The organism is Natrinema salsiterrestre, from assembly GCF_029502005.1.
GTDB lineage: Archaea > Halobacteriota > Halobacteria > Halobacteriales > Natrialbaceae > Natrinema > Natrinema salsiterrestre.
The window spans coordinates 383,919-402,666 of the sequence record NZ_JAMQOT010000004.1 but is presented as its reverse complement, the minus strand read 5'-3'; the positions used below and the strand labels follow the sequence as shown (position 1 = coordinate 402,666).

General features: G+C 67.3%; 20 protein-coding genes. 12 read left to right on the top strand and 8 right to left on the bottom strand.

From position 1 onward, the window contains the following. Positions 1-53 precede the first annotated feature (53 nt). On the top strand, positions 54-338 hold the full coding sequence (locus tag NDI89_RS13930; protein WP_277522210.1) for a DNA-directed RNA polymerase subunit L: 285 nt from the start codon (positions 54-56) through the stop codon (positions 336-338). 124 nt (positions 339-462) lie between these two features. On the opposite strand, the gene NDI89_RS13925 is transcribed toward NDI89_RS13930, so the two are convergent. The 4 genes from NDI89_RS13925 to NDI89_RS13910 form a co-directional block, all read right to left on the bottom strand. Then, complete coding sequence (locus NDI89_RS13925) at positions 463-1,323, bottom strand: hypothetical protein (protein WP_277522209.1); 861 nt, start codon at positions 1,321-1,323, stop codon at positions 463-465. Positions 1,324-1,448: 125 nt separating this feature from the next. Further along, on the bottom strand, positions 1,449-2,264 hold the full coding sequence (gene hisF, locus NDI89_RS13920; RefSeq protein ID WP_277522208.1) for an imidazole glycerol phosphate synthase subunit HisF: 816 nt from the start codon (positions 2,262-2,264) through the stop codon (positions 1,449-1,451). An 88-nt stretch (positions 2,265-2,352) separates the two neighbouring features. Further along, positions 2,353-3,702, bottom strand: a complete 1,350-nt coding sequence (locus NDI89_RS13915) for a hypothetical protein (protein WP_277522207.1) — start codon at positions 3,700-3,702, stop codon at positions 2,353-2,355. Next, positions 3,699-4,430, bottom strand: a complete 732-nt coding sequence (locus NDI89_RS13910) for a hypothetical protein (RefSeq protein ID WP_277522206.1) — start codon at positions 4,428-4,430, stop codon at positions 3,699-3,701. The genes NDI89_RS13915 and NDI89_RS13910 overlap by 4 nt, the downstream gene beginning before the upstream one ends. A gap of 118 nt (positions 4,431-4,548) precedes the next feature. Here NDI89_RS13910 and NDI89_RS13905 point away from each other — a divergent pair, with 118 nt between their 5' ends. Then, positions 4,549-4,734, top strand: a complete 186-nt coding sequence (locus NDI89_RS13905; RefSeq protein WP_277522205.1) for a DUF7550 family protein — start codon at positions 4,549-4,551, stop codon at positions 4,732-4,734. A 1-nt stretch (position 4,735) separates the two neighbouring features. On the opposite strand, the gene NDI89_RS13900 is transcribed toward NDI89_RS13905, so the two are convergent. Continuing rightward, entirely contained in the window at positions 4,736-4,966 is a 231-nt protein-coding gene (locus tag NDI89_RS13900; RefSeq protein ID WP_277522204.1) for a ribbon-helix-helix domain-containing protein, read from the bottom strand. Positions 4,967-5,117: 151 nt separating this feature from the next. Further along, positions 5,118-5,417, bottom strand: coding sequence for a hypothetical protein (locus NDI89_RS13895; protein WP_277522203.1), 300 nt, complete (start codon positions 5,415-5,417; stop codon positions 5,118-5,120). 306 nt (positions 5,418-5,723) lie between these two features. On the opposite strand from NDI89_RS13895, the gene NDI89_RS13890 reads away from it, so the two are divergent. From NDI89_RS13890 to menD, 3 genes are all read left to right on the top strand, one after another. Then, positions 5,724-6,320, top strand: coding sequence for a sulfite oxidase-like oxidoreductase (locus NDI89_RS13890; RefSeq protein WP_277522202.1), 597 nt, complete (start codon positions 5,724-5,726; stop codon positions 6,318-6,320). Between the two features lie 65 nt (positions 6,321-6,385). Then, positions 6,386-7,729 carry an isochorismate synthase gene (locus NDI89_RS13885; protein ID WP_277522201.1) on the top strand — a complete coding sequence of 448 codons (1,344 nt, stop codon included), beginning with the start codon at positions 6,386-6,388 and terminating at the stop codon, positions 7,727-7,729. A gap of 11 nt (positions 7,730-7,740) precedes the next feature. Beyond that, positions 7,741-9,558 (top strand): 2-succinyl-5-enolpyruvyl-6-hydroxy-3-cyclohexene-1-carboxylic-acid synthase, encoded by a 1,818-nt coding sequence (gene menD, locus NDI89_RS13880; RefSeq protein ID WP_277522200.1) that lies wholly within the window; start codon positions 7,741-7,743, stop codon positions 9,556-9,558. Between the two features lie 66 nt (positions 9,559-9,624). On the opposite strand, the gene NDI89_RS13875 is transcribed toward menD, so the two are convergent. Further along, entirely contained in the window at positions 9,625-10,746 is a 1,122-nt protein-coding gene (locus NDI89_RS13875) for a J domain-containing protein (RefSeq protein WP_277522199.1), read from the bottom strand. 203 nt (positions 10,747-10,949) lie between these two features. Between NDI89_RS13875 and NDI89_RS13870 the strand changes: the two genes are divergently transcribed. From NDI89_RS13870 to NDI89_RS13840, 7 genes are all read left to right on the top strand, one after another. Further along, positions 10,950-11,843 (top strand): 1,4-dihydroxy-2-naphthoyl-CoA synthase, encoded by an 894-nt coding sequence (locus NDI89_RS13870; RefSeq protein ID WP_277522198.1) that lies wholly within the window; start codon positions 10,950-10,952, stop codon positions 11,841-11,843. A gap of 38 nt (positions 11,844-11,881) precedes the next feature. Beyond that, positions 11,882-13,096, top strand: a complete 1,215-nt coding sequence (locus NDI89_RS13865) for a DUF7350 domain-containing protein (RefSeq protein WP_277522197.1) — start codon at positions 11,882-11,884, stop codon at positions 13,094-13,096. 66 nt (positions 13,097-13,162) lie between these two features. After that, positions 13,163-14,107: a 1,4-dihydroxy-2-naphthoate polyprenyltransferase gene (locus NDI89_RS13860; protein WP_277522196.1), complete on the top strand. Its 945-nt coding sequence runs from the start codon at positions 13,163-13,165 to the stop codon at positions 14,105-14,107. Next, complete coding sequence (locus NDI89_RS13855) at positions 14,104-15,198, top strand: mandelate racemase/muconate lactonizing enzyme family protein (RefSeq protein WP_277522195.1); 1,095 nt, start codon at positions 14,104-14,106, stop codon at positions 15,196-15,198. The genes NDI89_RS13860 and NDI89_RS13855 overlap by 4 nt, the downstream gene beginning before the upstream one ends. Beyond that, positions 15,195-16,832, top strand: coding sequence for a class I adenylate-forming enzyme family protein (locus NDI89_RS13850; RefSeq protein WP_277522194.1), 1,638 nt, complete (start codon positions 15,195-15,197; stop codon positions 16,830-16,832). The genes NDI89_RS13855 and NDI89_RS13850 overlap by 4 nt, the downstream gene beginning before the upstream one ends. A gap of 78 nt (positions 16,833-16,910) precedes the next feature. Continuing rightward, on the top strand, positions 16,911-17,693 hold the full coding sequence (locus NDI89_RS13845) for an NRDE family protein (RefSeq protein WP_277522193.1): 783 nt from the start codon (positions 16,911-16,913) through the stop codon (positions 17,691-17,693). A 168-nt stretch (positions 17,694-17,861) separates the two neighbouring features. Next, positions 17,862-18,212, top strand: a complete 351-nt coding sequence (locus NDI89_RS13840) for a helix-turn-helix transcriptional regulator (RefSeq protein ID WP_277522192.1) — start codon at positions 17,862-17,864, stop codon at positions 18,210-18,212. A gap of 56 nt (positions 18,213-18,268) precedes the next feature. Here NDI89_RS13840 and NDI89_RS13835 read toward each other — a convergent pair whose 3' ends face one another. Then, entirely contained in the window at positions 18,269-18,682 is a 414-nt protein-coding gene (locus NDI89_RS13835; RefSeq protein WP_226006449.1) for a DUF8048 family protein, read from the bottom strand. Positions 18,683-18,748: the final 66 nt, after the last annotated feature.

The window sequence follows — 18,748 nt, the reverse complement described above, 5'->3', positions numbered from 1 at the left end:
CGACGAGCGGCGGCTTCGAAAGGTACAAGCAGCCGACGACCGGACCATGTGACATGGAACTGCGGGTCACCGAGAGCACCGAGAACGAACTCTCGATCGAAATCGCCGGCGAGGATCACACCTTCATGAACGTGCTCAAGGGCGCACTGCTCGAGTACGACGACGTGAGCGCAGCGACCTACGACGTCAACCCCGAACAGTCGGGTGGCCAGACCGAGCCCATCCTGACGATCAAGACCGAAGGCGGCGCGGATCCCCTCGAGGCACTCGAGGAGGCGGCCGCGACCGTTCGCGAGAAGGCGAATTCGTTCAAGGACGCGTTCGAAGCGGCTGCATAACCGCCCGTCTGGACGGTGATCGCAGGGCTCTCCCTGTCTCTCGTTCGTCCTCTCTAACTGAAAGCGGTTCTCGCTGCCGTCCGAGTCTCCAACGAACGATAGCCTCGAGTCCGTCGAGGCCCCCTCAGCACGTCGCGTAAAAGACGTAGATATCTCCGTTCGGTGCGACGTGGACATCGACACCCTCACGGTCGAACCCGGTTCGAATCCCGTCATCGTATCTCGAGAGGAGTTCCGCGACGATGTCGTCCGCGAATTCCTCCTCGTCGCCGTACTCTCCGACTGAGACCCCACTGAGGACTGCGAGGCCCTCCTGTGGTCTCGTGTCGCCACACTGGTGATCGAACGCATCGGGATTCGCCCCCTCTGGCGCCTCGTCGGCGAACTCGCTGGCGACGAGGTAGCGGTTCCGGTACTCCGCGTACGCCGCGAGTCCGTCGTCATACGTCCGACTCTCCGACGGTTCTCGCTCGTCCTCGAGTCGCTGGTGGATCAGAGCTTCGGTGTCGCCGAGATCGAGTCCACCGGCCTCGATTCCCTCGCCGGGCGCGTCGGGCGGCGACGGCGGACCGATCCCCGGGAGTATCGACGGGGGGACGATCCCGGTCGCGAACAGCGCGATGACGACCGCGATACCGGCGAAGACGGGCAAATACGGTTTCGAGACCTCGAACCAGGTCGGCGTATCGAGGTCCCGCTCGAGCCCCTCGTAGGTCTGCTCGATCCGCTCGAGGTCGGGGTTGCCACAGCGAGAACACGGGGGCGTGTTCCGGACGTGCTCGCGGCCGCAGTTCGTGCAGGCCCAGACGAACGCCGGACCGGTTTCGACGGTTCCGGACGGTATCGACTCGCTGCCGGCGTCGCTCTGGGCCTCGCGATCGTCGACCCGGACGATCGCTTTCTCGAAGGCGTTGTGTCCGCACTCGTCACAGGGCGGATCGTCTTCCGCGTGCGGTTTGCCACACCGCGTACACCGCCATTTCACTGGTCGGAACGCAGGACCGGGACGGAATAAACGTATTGAATGCCCAACCCGAGGGGGACCGAGTCGTCGATCGACGACTCGAACGCGACGGGAAGACTATGCCGAAAGCTCACGATTCCGGCGACTCAGAGACGGACGGGGACGCCGCGTTCGTCGAGGTAGGCCTTCGTGTCCTCGATGGAGTACTCGTCGAAGTGGAAGATAGACGCCGCGAGACCGGCGTCGGCACCGGCCTCGGTGAAGACGTCGTACATGTCCTCGGGGCCGCCACAGCCGGAGGAGGCGATGACCGGCGTGTCGACGGTGTCACAGACCGCTTTCGTCAGGGGGAGGTCGTAGCCGTCTTTCGTGCCGTCCTTGTCGATGGAGTTGACGAAGAGCTCGCCCGCGCCGCGGGATTCGGCCTCGGCGGCCCACTCGAGGACGTCGATGCCGGTTCCCTCGCGGCCGCCCTTCTTCGTGCACTCGAACCAGCAGGACTCGCCGTCGACCTCGACGTAGTGCTCGCCTCCCTCGTCGAAGCGCCGTCGGGCGTCGACGCTGATGACGATACACTGGTTGCCGAAGGCCCGCGCGCCCTCGTTGATGAGTTCGGGGCGCTCGAGCGCGCCGGTGGTGATCGAGACCTTGTCCGCGCCGGCCCGCAGCGTCTCCTTGATGTCCTCGGTGGTGCGGATGCCGCCGCCGACGGTCAGCGGGATGAAGACCTCGTCGGCGACGCGTTCGACGACGTCGAGCATCGTCTCGCGCCCCTCCGCGGAGGCGGTGATGTCGAGGAAGACGAACTCGTCCGCGCCCGCCCGGTTGTACGCGCGGGCCATCTCGACCGGATCGCCGGTGTACTTCAGGTCCTCGAAGTTGACGCCGGTGTAGACCGCCGGGTTCCCGTCCTCGTCGAGATCCACGTCGATACACGGGATGACTCGCTTTGTCAGTACCATGTGGGTGTTACGGGAGCCTTCGCACCGAGGATAGTAAAGGGGTCTGAATCGGGCAACGGGTTCGACCGTCGTGACGGCCTCCGCGCTATCACTCGAGCACGCGCGACCGAAACGCATCGACCGCCTCCGGAAGCGCCTCGAGCGATGCGCGAACGCGCACGTAGTCGCCGTACTCACTGGTCAGCGAGGTGACGGCGTCGGAGTCGGCGTCGGCCAGTCGCTGCACGGACTGGTCGGCCCACTCGAGTCGCTGAACCGTCTCCGAAAGCGCCAACGCCCCGGGTGACGGGCCGGTGACGTCGTCTCGAGCCGTCTCGGCAGCGCCGATCGCGGCCTCCCGTTCGCGACGGACGTCGGCGAGCGTTTCGGGGAGGGCGACCGAGCCGTCCGCGATTCGATCGCGAACGAGCTCGAACGCGCGGAACGCCTGCTCGAACCGAACGGCGTGGTAGAGCCCTGTTCCGAGGTCCCCGCTGGTTTCCGCGTCCCGCAGCCGCTCTCGCTCGTCCGTCACGGCGTCACCGGTCCGCCACAGGATGTGCTCGAGGTACGTCTCGTCGATGTCACCAACGTCGATCTCGTCGAACCAGTCGTCGTCCTGCGCGGGGAAGGCGACGGCGTCGGCACGATCGACGCATCGCTCGAGTCCGCCGCGCAGTATCGGCTCGAGGTCGATCGGCTCGTCGAGCGTCGCCTCGTACCGATCGGCGAAGTGTTCCCAGCCGTTCGCCGTCGCCGCCGCGGACTCCAGGTCGGCGGCGGCCTCGCCGACGTCGACGACGGTTGCGCCTTCGTCGATCTCCCACGACCCGAGGGATTCGACCGCCCGGTCGAGGGCTGACTCGATCTGGGAGTAGTACAGCGCCGAGCGGAGCAGCTCGTCGTCGGTGTCGGTTCCGCGATACGCGAGCGACGCGCGCTGATCGCGGATCCGCGGCCGGAGCTCGCCGTGTTCGTCCTCGAGATCGCCAGCCAGCGTCTCGTCGTCGATGGCCGACCACGTCGCTATCGCCCGTCGAGCGTGGGAGCGGGCACCTCGGAGATCGCGAAACGCGTGATACAGCCCCGGCCCCGTCGCGTCGGCCGCTTCGGTCCGGATCTCGCCGGCCTCGTCCCGCGCGTCGGTGATCGATGTCCGGACGACGCCGTTCGGGACCGCCTCCGCCGTGAGCGGGTCCGGGATCGGTGCCACCAGTTCGTCGACCCGCTCGAGCGCGGATTCGATCGCACTCGCCTCTGGCCGTACCGGAACCGGCCCGTCGATCCGCGGAGCGGACGGCGAGAGGACGCTGGCGACTTCCGAGACGGGGAACGAACCGCCGGTTTCGTCGTCGGTCCACGGGGGGCTACTGCAGCCGGCGACGGCGATTCCGGACACCGCGGCGAGCCCGGCGAGGAACCGCCGTCGGCCGGTCGATCCTCGTTTCGACGCGGTCATTCGCGATCCCCTCCCTCGCCGTCGGTCCCGTTCTGGTCGCGGGGCTCGGTCGCGTTCGAGTCGGCAGCGTCGGTCCCGTTCGAATCTGACTCGGATCCGTTCGTTCCCACGATGATCGGGCCTCGACACGACGCGCTCTCGGAACTCGAGTGGCTCGACGGCGCGTCCTCGTACGGTCGCCGGATCCGAAAGACGACGGCTTCCATCACGTCGGTATCGGCCTCGCAGGGCGTCATCGGATCTTTCAGCGTACGGCAGTACTGCCGATGAAAATCGTCGTCCATCGCCCGGACGCTCAGGACGCGCCTGTGATAGCAGTCGCCGATGGGACGCTGATCGACGACGATCGATTCGGTCCCGAAATCGGTGTCGGCGACGAACTCGCGTATCTCGGCCGCCGCCTCGGCGTTTTCCTCGAGGTCGATCCGGAGCGAATCGGCACCGTCCTCGTCGATCACGAAAAACGACCGGGTGTGCCGCGGTGGCCGATCCTGCTCTTCTTCCCGCTGGGCCGCCGCGTCGTCGGGATGGATGAACGGTTCGTCGTCGGCCGAGCGCACGAACAGTTCGTCGTACTCGTGGGTCGACTCGAACGGCCGACCCGTGTCGCGAGCGGTCCCGCTTTCGGTGGTCGATCCGCCGGTCCCGGAACAGCCCGCGACCGCGGCCGAGAGACAACTGCCGCCGGTAGCGAGTAACCGCCTGCGAGAGATCCTCGTGGAGGGCATCGTCCCCGGATGGTTACTCGAACGATATATATTTCCCGGTGACACGACGGGGCGGGTGGCGCTCCACCGACGCACTGCTGTAGATGTCTTTAAGGAAGTGAACTGAGAACGGAGACCTATGACAGACGACACTGCAACCCCCGACGACGATTCGGGAGCTGACGTCGGTCACGATCTCGCTGCCGAACGAACGACCGCACCGATGAGCGACTACTCGTCACGAGCCGTCCTGGTCGGTGCCCTCGTTGCACTGGTCGGTGCGGCGATCGCGTTCGGAATTCCGCTGCTCGCGGTCGGGATATAAGCTAGAAGACGTACTCGTCGTCGTGGCCCATCATGCCGTCGTCTTCGAAGCCGGTCCCGCCGGTTCCCGCACCGTCCTCTTCGTCGCTCGGTCCGCTGGTCTTGTAGGCCTTGATGCCCGTCGAAAGGAGGTCCTCGATCGCCTCCTCGCGGTTGACGAACTCGCCGCGTTCGACCATCTGGGCGATCTGCATCTCGAGGTGCTCCGGTATGGTGATCTCTACTTTCGGCATCTGATTCGGCTTTCGGTGAGGGGGTATTTAGGTTTGACGGGGACCCAATACCGACGGGACGCCGCGGCCGTCGAACGGAGATGGAACTCTCGATCGACGGCCGAAAACGACGACAGGTGCTCGGAGACGAGACGTCGATCGCGCCGTCGACTTACCGGTTACCCATCATCGAGTCGATCGCGTCCCGCAGTTTCGTTCCCGGCTGTGTCAGGGTCTCGAGTTGCTGGCGCATCTTCCGCTGGTTGAAGTAACTCGCGAACGCGAGGATGGTCGGCGGCCAGAGGCCGACGAACGTGCCCAGTTCGCGCTCCCCCTGAATGAAGAAGTAGTAGAGGGCGAGGCCGACCGATGCGGCCGACGCGACGAACGCGGGGCCCATCGCTTGCTCGCCGACTTCCGCCGTTGTCTGTCCGGTCATCTCCCGATCCGTAAGCTGTTCTGTGCTAGCCATGCATCGATATCTCTCGCCGAGACCGTACTAAGGGGTGGCGAGGGTTTCGCGGGAAACAGCCGAGTTGTGGCCGAATCGCTACCGTTTCCGTCGGTTGCGATCCCGCCTCCGTCGTGGTAATCGGCTGTTTCTCGCACACCGATTCCTCGGTCGCCGCGATACGAACGGGCGATCGGTCAGTGGCTTCGGACGTATCGACGCCGTCGCGTCGACTCGAGTGTCCGCCAGCGGTACGGTGATCGACCGCGCCGGTAGGCGACGGGGCCGAGGCGTCACACCTACGTCCGTCGGGACGTACGCACGAGTATGGACACGACGGACGTCACGGACCTGTATCGGGAGTTCGGCGACGAGCGGCTGCCACCGGGCCAGCGCGAAACGTCCGCATTTCCCGTCCTCTCGAAGAGCGGGACGCCCGAGTGGGATCCCGAGACGTGGGAGTTTACGGTCACCGGCGCGGTCGACGAGGAACTGAGTCTGTCGTGGGACGAGTTTCGAGACTTGCCGGCCGTCACGCAGCGCCAGGACTTTCACTGCGTGACCGGCTGGAGCAAGTTCGACTGCGAATTCACCGGCGTTCAGTTCACGGAACTCGCGGAGCGGGCCGGCGTTCGCGACGACGCGGTTCACGTCATGTTTTCCGGGATGGACGACTACACCACGGACCTGCCGCTCGAGGCGTGCATGCGCGAGGAAGTCCTGCTCGCGTGGGGGTTCGACGGTGACTCCCTCCCCGAGGATCACGGCGGTCCGCTCCGGGTCGTGACGCCCCACAGATACGCCTACAAGGGCGCGAAGTGGGTCGACGGCATCGAGTTCCTCACGGAACCCGAGCGGGGCTACTGGGAGCGGCGAGGCTACTCGCAGACGGCGGATCCGTGGCGAGAAGAGCGGTACAGCTAGTCCGGTCTTTCCCGTCGGTCAACGAATAGTTAGGCTGAAGGTCGGGCGGTCCTGACGTGCGGTCGATGGATCGATCGTCGGGCGATGGTCGACTGGCGACGGGTTCGGAATCGGAAGAGGGCGCTTTCGACCTCGTCAGTCGGAGCCGGGAACTCGAGGACGTCTCGTTTAGCGCCATTCTGGACGGGAGCGCCGAGTCGCGGGTCCAGTGGGCCACGCCCGACGGTCTCGAACTCGTCGGTCGGGGCGTCGCCGCACGGTTTACCGCCGGCGGCGTCGACCGATTCGACCGAATCCGAACGCAGGCGAGCCGGGCGTTCGACGGCCTCGCACACGACGGCCCCGCCGCGGCTCGACCCCGGGCCTTCGGCGGCTTTTCGTTTCACGACGGTCACGAGCCGACTCCGCCATGGGGCGGGTTCGACGCGGCGTCGTTCGTCGTCCCGCAGGTGCTCGTCACGCGGACCGACGACGGGACGTGGCTGACCGCGGTCGGAAACGGACGCGACGAGACGGCGGACCGACTCGAGCGCTGGCACGACCGGCTGACGGCGCTGCCGGCCATGCGACCGAGCGGGTCGACCCCCGGCGTCGCCGCGACGCGGCGGACGACCTCGCCCGCCGAGTGGACGAGTCAGGTCGAGACCGCGCTCGAGCGGATCGCCGACGGTCGGTTACGGAAAGTCGTCCTCGCACAGGCGCTGTCGGTCGAACTCGAGGGGCCGATCGACGTCCCCGCGACGCTCGAACGGCTGCGCCGCCAGTACCCGAACTGTTATCGCTTTCTGGTCGGTCACGAGGTCGAGGGCACGTTCTTCGGTGCGCCACCCGAGCGGCTGGTTTCGAAACGCGGCGAACGCGTCGAGACGGAGGCGCTCGCCGGCTCGGTCCCGCGCGGCGAGACGCCGGCCGAGGACGAAGAGCACGTCGAGCGGATGCGGGCCGACGCGAAGTTCCAGCACGAACACGAACTCGTCGTGGACGCGATCCGCGACCAACTGGCCCCCTTCGCCCGCGACCTCACCGTCAGCGCGCAGACGATCCGCCGGCTCGCGACGATTCAGCACCTCCAGACGCCGATCGAAGCGACCCTCGAGAGCGATCGGCACGTCCTCGAGATCGTCGAGGCGTTACACCCGACGCCCGCCGTGGGCGGCGTTCCGCCCGACGCGGCCTGGGAGACGATTCGCGAGACGGAGACGTTCGATCGTGGCTGGTACGCCGCGCCGGTCGGCTGGTTCGACGCGGACGGCGACGGCGAGTTCGCGGTCGCCATTCGCTCCGGGATCGCGACCGACGGGACGGTGACGCTCTTCGCCGGCAACGGCATCGTCGCCGACAGCGATCCCGAGGAGGAGTGGGACGAAGTACAGCTGAAGTACCGACCGATCCTCGATGAACTCCGGTGACACCTGACCCGATGAACGCACCGAACCGCGCGACCCTGTGGGGTCGCGTCCTCGCCGACGAACTGGCGGAAAGCGGCCTCGAGGCGGCCTGTATCGCGCCCGGCAGTCGGTCGACGCCGTTGACGGTCGCGTTCGCCGAACACCCGGAAATAGACGTCTACTCGCACCTCGACGAGCGGTCGGCGGCCTACTTCGCGCTCGGTCGCGCCCGTCGGACCGGTAAGCCCACGGCACTGATCTGCACCTCTGGAACCGCGGCGGCGAACTTCCATCCGGCCGTGATGGAGGCGGATCGGGCTCGCGTCCCGCTGCTCGTGCTGACCGCCGATCGGCCGCCCGAGCTCCGCGACAGCGGCGCGAACCAGACCGTCGATCAGGTCAAGCTCTACGGCGACGCGGTGCGCTGGTACGCGGAACTCCCCGAGCCCGAAGCCGACGAGCGGAAAGTGCGGAGCCTCCGGACGACCGCCGCGCGAGCGCTCGCCGAGACGACCGGCGTCCAGCCGGGTCCCGTCCACCTGAACTGTCCGTTTCGCAAGCCGCTCGAGCCGACCGCGGTGCCCGGCGACGTGCCCGACCGGTTCGCCGAGACGGCTGCAGCGCGGGGACGGGACGGCCCGTTCGTGGAAACCACCGACGGGACGCGACGGCTCTCCGACGAGGAGTGCCGACCGATCGCTCGAGCGCTCGAGACCGCCGACCGACCGCTGGTCGTCGCGGGGCCCGCCGATCCGACGGCGCTCGTCGGACTCGAGCCCGCGGCCGTCACCGAACTGGCCGACCGTCTCGGTGCGCCGGTCCTCGCGGATCCGCTGTCCGGACTCCGGTTCGGCCCGCACGTCGAGGGCGAGCGTGAGGACGAGGGCGGGAATCCCGGGGGACCGCGTTCGATCTACGGCGGCTACGACACGTACGTCGGCCACATGCCGCCTCCGGACGCCGTCCTCCGATTCGGTGCCTCACCGACGTCGAAGCCGCTCCGGCACTGGCTCCGTGACGCCGAGGCCCAGCAGTTCCTCGTCGACCCAGCGGGTGCGTGGCGCGAGGCGACCTTCACCGCGACCGACCTGGTGGCCGCCGAGCCCGCTGCCGTCGTCGACGCGGTTCTCGAGGCGCTCGGAGAGCGTGATGGACGCGCCGACGGGTGGCTCGGCCGGTTCGACGCGGCCGAACGACACCACTGGACGGTTCGCGATCAGGCGCTGACCGCGGACGCGCTCGAGGCGGCACCCTTCGAGGGAGCGATCCTCGCATCGGTGCTCTCGAACGCGCCGGATCCGGCGACCGTGTTCGTCTCCAACAGCATGCCGATCCGGGACGCCGACCGGTTCGGTCGGCCGCGAGCGGCCGATCTCACTGTCCTCGCGAACCGCGGAGCGAGCGGGATCGACGGCATCGCGAGCACGGCACTCGGCGCGGGGAGCGCGACCGACGACCCGCTCGTGATCGTGACCGGCGATCTGGCCTTCTATCACGATTCGAACGGCCTGCTCGCGGTCGATCGGTGCGACGTCGACGCCACGATCGTCCTGCTCGACAACGACGGCGGCGGCATCTTCCACGAACTCCCCATCGAAGCGTTCGATCCGCCGTTCACCGAGCAGTTCAAAACGCCCCACGGCCTCGATTTCGAGGCGCTGGGCGACCTGTACGGTCTCGAGTTCGAGCGCGTCGCTCCCGTGGACTTTTCCGACGCCTACGGCCGGTCGCTCGAGCGGGCGGGCACGCAGGTCCTCTCGGTCGAATTCGATTCGAAGGGCAGTCATCGGCGGCGTGACGCGCTCGCCGAGCGCGTGACGGACGACGTCGAAACGCGGAGCGACTCGTAGTCGAGTCTCGCCGTGTCCGTCGTCGAACGCGATCGCGGGTCGCTGGCCCGGTCCGAACGCCGGTAGTCAGGGGCGAAGTACCCACCAGAGCGCGACGGCGTAGCCGAGGGGTACCCAGACGAACGCGAGCGCGAGTATCCCGAGTATCGAGACCGGATCGATCGGCGAGAACTGCAGGATACCGATCGAAAAGAGGACGCTCCAGCCGCCGAACGCCGCCATCGCGATCCGGGGCATGGTCAGCAGATATCCCACCAGCACGAACGTGCACCCGGCGATGATCGCGTTGACCGGGAACGAAAACATCGGCGTCAGACTCCCGACGACGAACAGCGGGTAGAGAACGGCCACGGAGCCGACGGACACCGCCGTGGTCTGATCGAATTGGTGCCCGTCCCACCCGAGGTCGACGTCGCCGTCCCAGTCGTGAACGGAGTACTCGAATCCGCCGTCGTCTTGCCCCGTTGTCGTCGCACGGGCTTCTTGACGGGTTTTCGTCCCGCCGCCCTCGGTCGTCTCGTCGGTGTCGAACGGCCAGTTCCCCGCCGCCCGTTGCTTCGCCCGTTTCTGACGCCGTTTGGATCGCTGCCGAGCGTGGTGGCTCCGCGTCCGACCGGTGTGGTCGGTCTCGGTCCGTGTCGACTCCTTACCTTCGTTTATCCACCACTCGGCCACCTCCTGCCACTTGGTGTTCTCCTCGGACGTGCTCGCCTCCGTCCCGCTTGTCGTGTTCTGTTCGGACGCGCTCGTGCCCGCGCCAGTGGCCGTCGTGTCCGTACCGGTGGTCGTCTCGTCCGTCCCAGTCGACTCCGTGTCCCCCGCCGATCGCCCCGTGTCCGTTCGGGCACCTGCGTTCGACTCCGACTGGTCGGCGGAATCGGAGCTTTTGCCCGAATCGGCACCGTCCTCACCGGACTCGTCATCGTCCTCGCTCGAGCCGGAACCGGCCGACGGTCCCTGAGCGAGGCCGACGTACGCATCGTGACCGAGTCGGTCGTAGCGCGCGCGTTCCGTCCCGTCGGTGAGCACTGACCTCGCGGTCGTGACCCGCTTGAACTGCTCGGCCGCGTCGGGAGCGTCGGAGTGGTCGGGGTGGGTATCGAGGACTCGTTCGCGATAGGCGGACTCGATCTCGTCGTGAGTCGCGTCCGGATCGACCTCGAGTACCTCGTAATACGTCTCCCCCATCACATTGGTGATTGAACGGACGAGTAAAAAACTGCTCGGGAGAACGGACAGTCGTCGACACCGACAATTGGTATGGGTTCCGGAAGGAGACGGCTGGCAGCCACCAAATAAACTCCAAAGCGCTATACAGAATCTTCCCCGGCGACGCGACTCCGATCGGCGACGCGAACCTATTTCACCTATCGACGACGAAATCCGAGCAAATGGTTTCGGAACTCTTCGATGCGGACCGGTGGGAGCCGGTCGACGCCCTCGATCGCGAGTTTCAGGACATCACCTATCACCGCGCGGTCGACTCCGGCACCGTTCGGATCGCGTTCGACCGGCCCGACGTTCGCAACGCCTTCCGGCCGGGAACCGTCGACGAGCTGTACGACGCGCTCGATCACGCCAAGCGACAGACCGACGTGGGCTGTATCCTGCTGACCGGAAACGGACCCTCGTCGAAGGACGGCGGCTGGGCGTTCTGTTCCGGCGGCGACCAGACGATCCGCGGCGAGGACGGCTACCAGTACGAGGGTGACGAGGAACGGGCGTCCGAACAGGGGCGGTTGCACATTCTCGAGGTCCAGCGCCTGATCCGCCATATCCCGAAGGTGGTCGTCGCCGTCGTGCCGGGCTGGGCCGTCGGCGGCGGCCACTCGCTGCACGTCGTCTGCGATCTCACGCTCGCGAGCGAGGAGCACGCGAAGTTCCTCCAGACCGATCCCGACGTGGCCAGCTACGACGCCGGCTTCGGCTCGGCGTATCTCGCCAAACAGATCGGCCAGAAGAAGGCCCGGGAGGTGTTCTTCCTCGGAAAGACCTACGACGCCGCGGAGGCCGCGGAGATGGGGATGGTCAACGAGGCGGTTCCCCACGCGGAACTCGAGGAAACGGCCCTCGAATGGGGTCGGCGCATCAACTCGAAGAGCCCGACGGCGATGCGGATGCTCAAGTACGCGTTCAACATGACCGACGACGGGATGGTCGGCCAGCAGGTCTTCGCCGGCGAGGCCACGCGGCTGGGCTACATGACCGACGAAGCGGCGGAAGGCCGGGACGCGTTCGTCGAGGGTCGCGATCCCGACTTCGACGACTTCCCGTGGCACTACTGACGAACGACTGACCGAGGGAAATCGAGGCGACAGGAGATATGGACCGACGAACCTTCCTCCGGCGGACGACTGCGGTTCCGGTCGGGCTCGCCGTCGCGGGCTGTGGAGCGCCCGGCGGCGAGTCCGGCGAGGCGACCGGCGATGCCGAGAGCGGGAGCGGAGCGGACACCGGCGACGAGACCGCCGGGGGAACCCCGCCGATTCCGCGGATCGAGGACCCACCGGCGGCGGTCTATCTCCCGGGACATCGGAAATCGATGCGGATCCTCGAGCCGATCGAGGCCGGTGACTACGCGCTGGCTCCGTTGCTCACGTACCCGCATCCGTTCTGGGTCGTCACCGGATCCTATCGACGAATCGTCGAACCCTCGGCCGGGCGCGGCGTTCATCTCATGCTCGTCTGCTGGGATCCGGAGACCGGAGTCGTCCTTCCCGGCGATGCCGAACCGAGAGCGACGGTCTCGCGGAACGGCGACGAGATCACGTCGCGGTCGCTGTGGCCCATGCTCTCACAGGAGATGGGCGTCCATTTCGGCGACAACGTCGCCCTGCCTGACGACGGCACGTACACCGTCAGAGTCGACCTGCCGCCGCTTCCGACGCGTCGAACCGGCTCCCTCGCGGGACGGTTCACCGAGGGCGGGACCGCGACGTTCGAACTCACCTACGATCGGGCGTTCCGCGAGGAAATCGTCGACGGCCTCGAGTTGCTGGAGCAGGAGCGCTGGGGAGAACGGGGCGCGCTCGAGCCGATGACTCGCCGTGACGACGGGGGTATGAACGGACGGAGTGCCGACGTTCCGTACTCCGCACTCCCACCGGCGGACGACTATCCGGGAACTCATCTCGTCGATCCGGACGCGGATACGGACGCGAACGCCGACGCTGGGCTTCCGAGAAGCGGTGACGCGGCGTTCGTCGTCACGCTCCTCGAGGCCGGCTCGCGCCTGGTCGACGGCGAGGATCGATACCTGCTCGTCTCCCCGCGGACGCCGTACAATCGAGTCCCGCTGGTGAATATGTCGCTGCGGGCCATCGTCGAACGCGACGGTTCGACGATCGCCGACCGGCGACTCGAGGGAACGCTCGACGCCGCGTTCGGCCTGTCGTACGGTCGATCGATCACGGACGTTCGGCCGGGCGATTCGGTGCGGATCGCGGTCGAATCACCACCGCAAGCCGCGCGCCACCAGGGGTACGAGACGGCGTTTTTCGAGATGGAGCCCCTCGAGCTGGCGATCCCGCCGGCGTAGTTGGATCCCCGGAACCGCGACCCGCAATGCCAACGTTGACACTCTCTCGAGTGGCACAGTCGAACAATGAGTTCGGCCGAGGTCGAAATCTCACGGACGAAGGCGTGGCTGATGGCCGCCCGCCCCCAGACCTTGCCCGCGGCTGCGGCCCCCATCATCGTGGGGACGGGACTCGCGGTCCGCGAGGGGGTGTTCGCGCCGATACCGGCACTGTTCGCCTTCGTCGGTGCGGCACTGATACAGATCGGGACGAATTTCGCGAACGACTACTACGACGCGATCAAGGGCGCCGATACCGAGGATCGAGAGGGATTCACCCGCGTCACCCAGTCGGGACTCATCTCGCCCGAACAGGTCAAATTCGCCACGTTCGTGACGTTCGGACTGGCGATCGTCACCGGCACCTATCTCGTTTACATCGGGGGGCTCCCGATCCTGATCGTCGGGCTCGTGAGCGTCTTCTGCGGGTGGGCGTACACGGGCGGCCCCTATCCGCTGGGGTACCACGGACTGGGCGACCTCTTCGTATTCGTCTTCTTCGGCCTCGTCGCCGTTACGGGGACGTACTACGTGCAAGCCGCAGCCGTTCTCGCGGAACCGCTGGCGACGACCATCCCCGCCGGAACGCTCACCCGAGACGCCGTCGCGGCGAGTCTGCCCGTCGCCGGCATCTCGACCGCCATCCTCGTGGTGAACAACATCCGCGACAGGGAGACCGACGCCGAGACCGGCAAGCGAACCCTCGCGGTTCGGCTCGGCTACCGGTGGAGCCGCCTCGAGTACGTGGCCCTGCTCGCGCTCGCCTACGTCGTGCCGCTCTGGTTCCGGGTCGCAGCAGATTTCGGTCCCGGCGTATTGCTCCCGCTCGTCACGCTGCCCTACGCCGCGATGATCGCGCGAACGGTCTGTACGCGAACGGACGGCGAGGCGCTCAACCCGGCGCTCGAGGGGACGGGCAAGCTGCTCGCGATATACGCGGTCTGTTTCGCCGGAGGGCTGGTGATCCTATGAACGCGACCGGCTCCCTTTCCCTCGAGTACCGGTCGTTCTCGCTCGAGCTCACCGAGGCGCTCGAGACGGCCGACGGGACGATCGACTCGCGCGACGGGTTTCTGGTTCGACTGGTCGACGGGGACGGCGACGGGACGGCCGACGCTCGCTCTCGATCGGCCGTCGGCTACGGCGAAGCGACGCCCCTCCCCGGCTGGACCGAGTCCCACGCCGACTGCGAACGGGCGCTCGAGCGGGCACAGGACGCGATCCGGACGGACGGCCCGAGCGGGGCGCTCGAGGCCGTCGACCGCCAGGTCGCGGCCCGGCACGCGCTCTCGCTGGCGCTGGCCGACCTGCAGGCGTCTCGCGAGCCGACGCCGCTGTACCGCTACCTCGGCCAGGGACCGATGGTCGGTCGGGTCCCCGTCAACGCGACCATCGGCGACGGGTCGCCGTCCGAAACCGCCACCGAGGCGCAGCGAGCCGTCGACCGCGGGTTCGATTGCTGCAAGCTGAAAGTCGGTCTCCGAAGCGTCGAGGAGGACATCGAACGCGTCCGCCGCGTGCGCGAGACCGTCGGATCGACCGTCGAACTGCGGGCCGACGCCAACGAGGCGTGGACCTACGAGGAAGCGGAATCGGCGCTCAAGGCGTTTTCGGACCTCGGGCTCTCGATCCTCGAGCAGCCGCTGCCAGCGGGGGCGCTTGAAGGGCACGCCGACCTCCGAGCCAGGAGCGGCGGCGTCTCGATCGCGCTCGACGAAGGGTTGCTCGAGCACGGCGTCGACGCGATCTGCGACGCCGAGGCCGCGGACGTCGCCGTCCTGAAACCGATGGCGCTCGGCGGGATCGACGTCGCCCGCAAGGTCGCGGCCTGGGTGACGGAAGTCGACATCACGCCGCTGGTGACGACCACCATCGACGGGGTCGTCGCGCGGACGGGTGCGGTCCACCTCGCGGCGGCGATCCCCGACGTTCCGGCCTGCGGGCTGGCGACCGGCGAACTGCTCGCGACCGATCTGGGTCGCGATCCCGTCCTGCTCGAGAAGGGGTCGGCGGTCGTGCCACAGGCCAAGGGACTCGGCGTTTCGGACGTGTGGGATCCATGATCGGCGAGCCGGTCGACTGGCCGACTCGAGACCTCGTCGCACACCGGGCGGCGGCGACGCCACAGCGGACGGCGCTGGTCGACACCGAGACGGGACTCGAGTGGAGCTTCCGCGAGTTCGACCGGCGAGTCGACCGCGTCGCGTCGGCCCTCGAGGCCGTGACGCTCGACGGATCCGACGGCGAGGGTGCCGATAGCCAGCGGATCGCGCTTCTCATGCCGACCAGACCCGCCTTCGCGACGGTCTTCTTCGCCGCGATGCGAACCGGCGCGACCGTGGTCCCGCTGAACGTCCGCGAGACGACCGGCGAACTCGCCGCGAAGGTCGAGCGAACTGAACCGACCACGCTCGTCTGCGACGGGAGTACCGAGGACGCCGCTCGAGAGATCGCGGTCAAAATAGAATCGATCGACTCGGCTGAACCCGAACCGATCGATCTCCGGTCGGTAGACGAACCCGGCTGTGACCGAGTGCGATCGCTGCTCCCGTCGGACTCGATCGCAGCGAGCGACGCCGATCGGGAGTGGTCTCGAGCGGTCGAGCCGGTCCCCCTCGAGCGGGGCGACACGCAACTGATCATGTTCACCTCGGGCACGTCCGGCGAGCCGAAGGCCGTCCGATTGACGGTCGGCAATCTCGTCGCGAGTGCCACTGCCTCGGCGTTCCGGCTCGGTGTGACGCCGACCGATCGGTGGCTGTGTTGCCTTCCGATGTACCACATGGGCGGACTGGCACCCGTGATCCGATCGGTGCTGTACGGCACGACCGTGGTGATTCAGCGCGAGTTCGGTGCCGAGTCGACCGCCCGGGTGCTCGCGGACGACGACGTGACCGGCGTCTCCCTCGTCCCGACGATGTGCAAGCGACTGCTGGATGCCGGCTGGGAGCCGACCGACGCGTTGCGATTCGTCCTCCTCGGCGGCGCACCGGCCTCGAGCGAGTTGCTCGAGCGGTGTCGAGACGCGGGGGTCCCGGTCCACCCGACCTACGGCATGACCGAGACCGCGTCCCAGATCGCGACGGCGACGCCGGCGGAGACCGGGACGCACGAGGGAACCGTCGGCCAGCCGTTGCTCTTCACCGACGTGTCCGTCGTCGACGAGACCGGTGCGACGGTCGAGCCCGGCCAGCAGGGGGAGCTCGTAGTGTCGGGGCCGACGGTGACGCCGGGCTATCTCGACGACGAGAAGACTGCGGCGGCGGTCGACGAGCGCGGCTTACACACCGGAGACGTCGGCTACGAGGACGACGACGGACGCCTGTGGGTTCTCAACCGTCGGAGCGACCGCATCGTGACCGGCGGCGAGAACGTCGATCCCGGCGAAGTCGTCGCGGCCCTCAGAACCCACCCCCGCGTCGAGGACGCGGCGGTCGTCGGGCTCGCGGACGAGGAGTGGGGCGAGCGGGTGGGTGCGCTCGTCGTTCCCGAGCAGCCGCCGGATTCTGACGGCGACGATCCGCTCGAGCCCCGGTCGGTCCGCGCCCACTGTAACGAACATCTCGCCGGATTCAAGCGACCGAAGACGATCGGGATCGCCGACGCGCTTCCCCGGACGACGTCGGGGACCGTCGACCGCGAGCGGGTTCGCGATCGACTGCTCGAGGCGGGGACGGACGTGACCGATTCGGCGTGACTCCCACCGATCGCCGGTGGTACCGATCGGACTGCCGCTGGAACCGAAGTTAAGACGCTGGCGTTCCTATTCCGTGCCGTGTGTACGCTCACGCTCGCCTGGCAGGTCTTCGACGAGGCACCGGTCGCAGTCGCCGCGAACCGTGACGAAGCGCTGGAACGGGAATCGATTCCGCCCGCCGTCTCCGACGAGGAGCCGCTGGTCGTCGCACCCCGAGACGCCGAGGCCGGGGGGACGTGGATCGGCTACAACGAGCACGGCGTCTTCGCGGGAATCACGAACAAATGGACCGACGCCGACCTCGCCGGCGACCGCTCGCGGGGACTGCTCGTCGCCGACGTGCTCGAGGCGCGATCCGCCCGGGAAGCGAAATCGATCGTCGAGGACGCGACCGACGAGGACGAGTACAGCGGCTTCTACCTCGTCGTCGCGGACGCGGCGGACGCGTTCTGTTTCCAGTGGGACGGGGCGCTCTCCCTGACGACGTTCGATCCCGGCGTTCACGTCGTCGTCAACGTCGCGGTCGACGGCGACGTCGACGTCCCCTCAGCTCGGTCCGACGTCGGGGAGGCACAGGCAGCGAACGCCCGAGCAGTGCGGGACGCGCTCGCAGCAGACCCGGACGAGACCGTAACGGACTGGCTCGAGCGAGCGGGCGACGTGCTCGGCGATCACGAGTACGGCGTCTGCATCCACCGGGACGGGTTCGGGACGAAATCGTCCTCGCTGATCGCACTCGGCCCCGAGACGGAGCAGTACGCCTTCGCTTCGGGCCCGCCCTGTCGGACGAGCTACGACGACGTCACCATCGCCGGCGACGCACTCGAGACGGGTCTCGAGGAGAGTACGCATGCCGAGTGAGGACCGCGATCGCGGCCGTCAAGCGGGGGTCGAGAACGAAGCGACCACCGGAGGCGGTGCCGATAATCGGTACTCGACGGGGAAGGGCACATTTAAGCGGCTCGCTCCATCTCGTATGGATATGGACGCACTCCTGCCTGTAGCCGCGCGCACGGCGAGGTGGTCACCGTGAGCGTTTCGGCGGCCGAATCCGAGCTCTCCGAGGACGAGCGGGCCGGCCTCGAGCTCGTTCGCGAGTCCGGGGGGATTCACCAGAGCGATTTCTGGAAGGAACTGGACGTCTCCTCGCGCAAGGGCAGCCGGATCGTCGAATCGCTCGTCGAGAAGGAACTCGTCGACCGCGAAGAGACCGTCTACGACGGGCACAACACCTACTACATCTCGCCGACCGCTCGAGACCTCGATTTCACCCTGTTGATGGCCGGCGACATGCTCTCGCCGTTCATCGGCGAGGAAGAGGTCGATCCCAACAGCGACGCCTTCTCGCAGTGGATCATGAACCTCGCGTACGAGGAGTAGCTGGGAGGGACGACCGGTTCCAAGGGCGCTTTTCGTCGAGAGGACGCCGCTGCGAGTTACTCGTAGGGATCGAATCGCTCGATGAGAACGAACGGATCCCGTTCGCGGTTGTAGTACGACACGTCGCCGTCGAGGGCCTCGATGAGCCGTCGGTGGACCTCCCGTGCGGCTCGTCCCTCGTTGGGTTCGAGGTGGTGTTGCCCGCGCATATCCGTCCAGAACCCGCCGTCGAGCCAGAGGAGGGTTTCGGTGTTCGACTGGTAGACGACCTCGCCCTGCCGGGTCAGCCCGTCGATCGTGAACTGGCGTCCCGAGAGCTGTGCGCGGGCGAGAACGGCGATGAGCTGTCGACGCGACACGGGAGCGTGCAACGCCACGTCGTCGATGGTGTCGCCGAAGTACGCCTCGACGAGGTCACACGCTCTCGAGAACTCGTCGAACTCGACCTCCTGGTTCTGTGCGATCTTCATGACATTCTACCCCGACCACTGGTTGATTGTGACTACTGTTAGCGAAATTAGTATAAAAACCTATGC

Coding starts and splice junctions, on each gene's coding strand:
- NDI89_RS13930 (WP_277522210.1), top strand. CDS start 54: ATGGAACTGCGGGTCACCGAGAGCACCGAGAACGAACTCTCGATCGAA.
- hisF (WP_277522208.1), bottom strand. CDS start 2,264: ATGGTACTGACAAAGCGAGTCATCCCGTGTATCGACGTGGATCTCGAC.
- NDI89_RS13915 (WP_277522207.1), bottom strand. CDS start 3,702: ATGACCGCGTCGAAACGAGGATCGACCGGCCGACGGCGGTTCCTCGCC.
- NDI89_RS13910 (WP_277522206.1), bottom strand. CDS start 4,430: ATGCCCTCCACGAGGATCTCTCGCAGGCGGTTACTCGCTACCGGCGGC.
- NDI89_RS13905 (WP_277522205.1), top strand. CDS start 4,549: ATGACAGACGACACTGCAACCCCCGACGACGATTCGGGAGCTGACGTC.
- NDI89_RS13900 (WP_277522204.1), bottom strand. CDS start 4,966: ATGCCGAAAGTAGAGATCACCATACCGGAGCACCTCGAGATGCAGATC.
- NDI89_RS13895 (WP_277522203.1), bottom strand. CDS start 5,417: ATGGCTAGCACAGAACAGCTTACGGATCGGGAGATGACCGGACAGACA.
- NDI89_RS13890 (WP_277522202.1), top strand. CDS start 5,724: ATGGACACGACGGACGTCACGGACCTGTATCGGGAGTTCGGCGACGAG.
- NDI89_RS13885 (WP_277522201.1), top strand. CDS start 6,386: ATGGATCGATCGTCGGGCGATGGTCGACTGGCGACGGGTTCGGAATCG.
- menD (WP_277522200.1), top strand. CDS start 7,741: ATGAACGCACCGAACCGCGCGACCCTGTGGGGTCGCGTCCTCGCCGAC.
- NDI89_RS13875 (WP_277522199.1), bottom strand. CDS start 10,746: ATGGGGGAGACGTATTACGAGGTACTCGAGGTCGATCCGGACGCGACT.
- NDI89_RS13870 (WP_277522198.1), top strand. CDS start 10,950: ATGGTTTCGGAACTCTTCGATGCGGACCGGTGGGAGCCGGTCGACGCC.
- NDI89_RS13865 (WP_277522197.1), top strand. CDS start 11,882: ATGGACCGACGAACCTTCCTCCGGCGGACGACTGCGGTTCCGGTCGGG.
- NDI89_RS13860 (WP_277522196.1), top strand. CDS start 13,163: ATGAGTTCGGCCGAGGTCGAAATCTCACGGACGAAGGCGTGGCTGATG.
- NDI89_RS13855 (WP_277522195.1), top strand. CDS start 14,104: ATGAACGCGACCGGCTCCCTTTCCCTCGAGTACCGGTCGTTCTCGCTC.
- NDI89_RS13850 (WP_277522194.1), top strand. CDS start 15,195: ATGATCGGCGAGCCGGTCGACTGGCCGACTCGAGACCTCGTCGCACAC.
- NDI89_RS13835 (WP_226006449.1), bottom strand. CDS start 18,682: ATGAAGATCGCACAGAACCAGGAGGTCGAGTTCGACGAGTTCTCGAGA.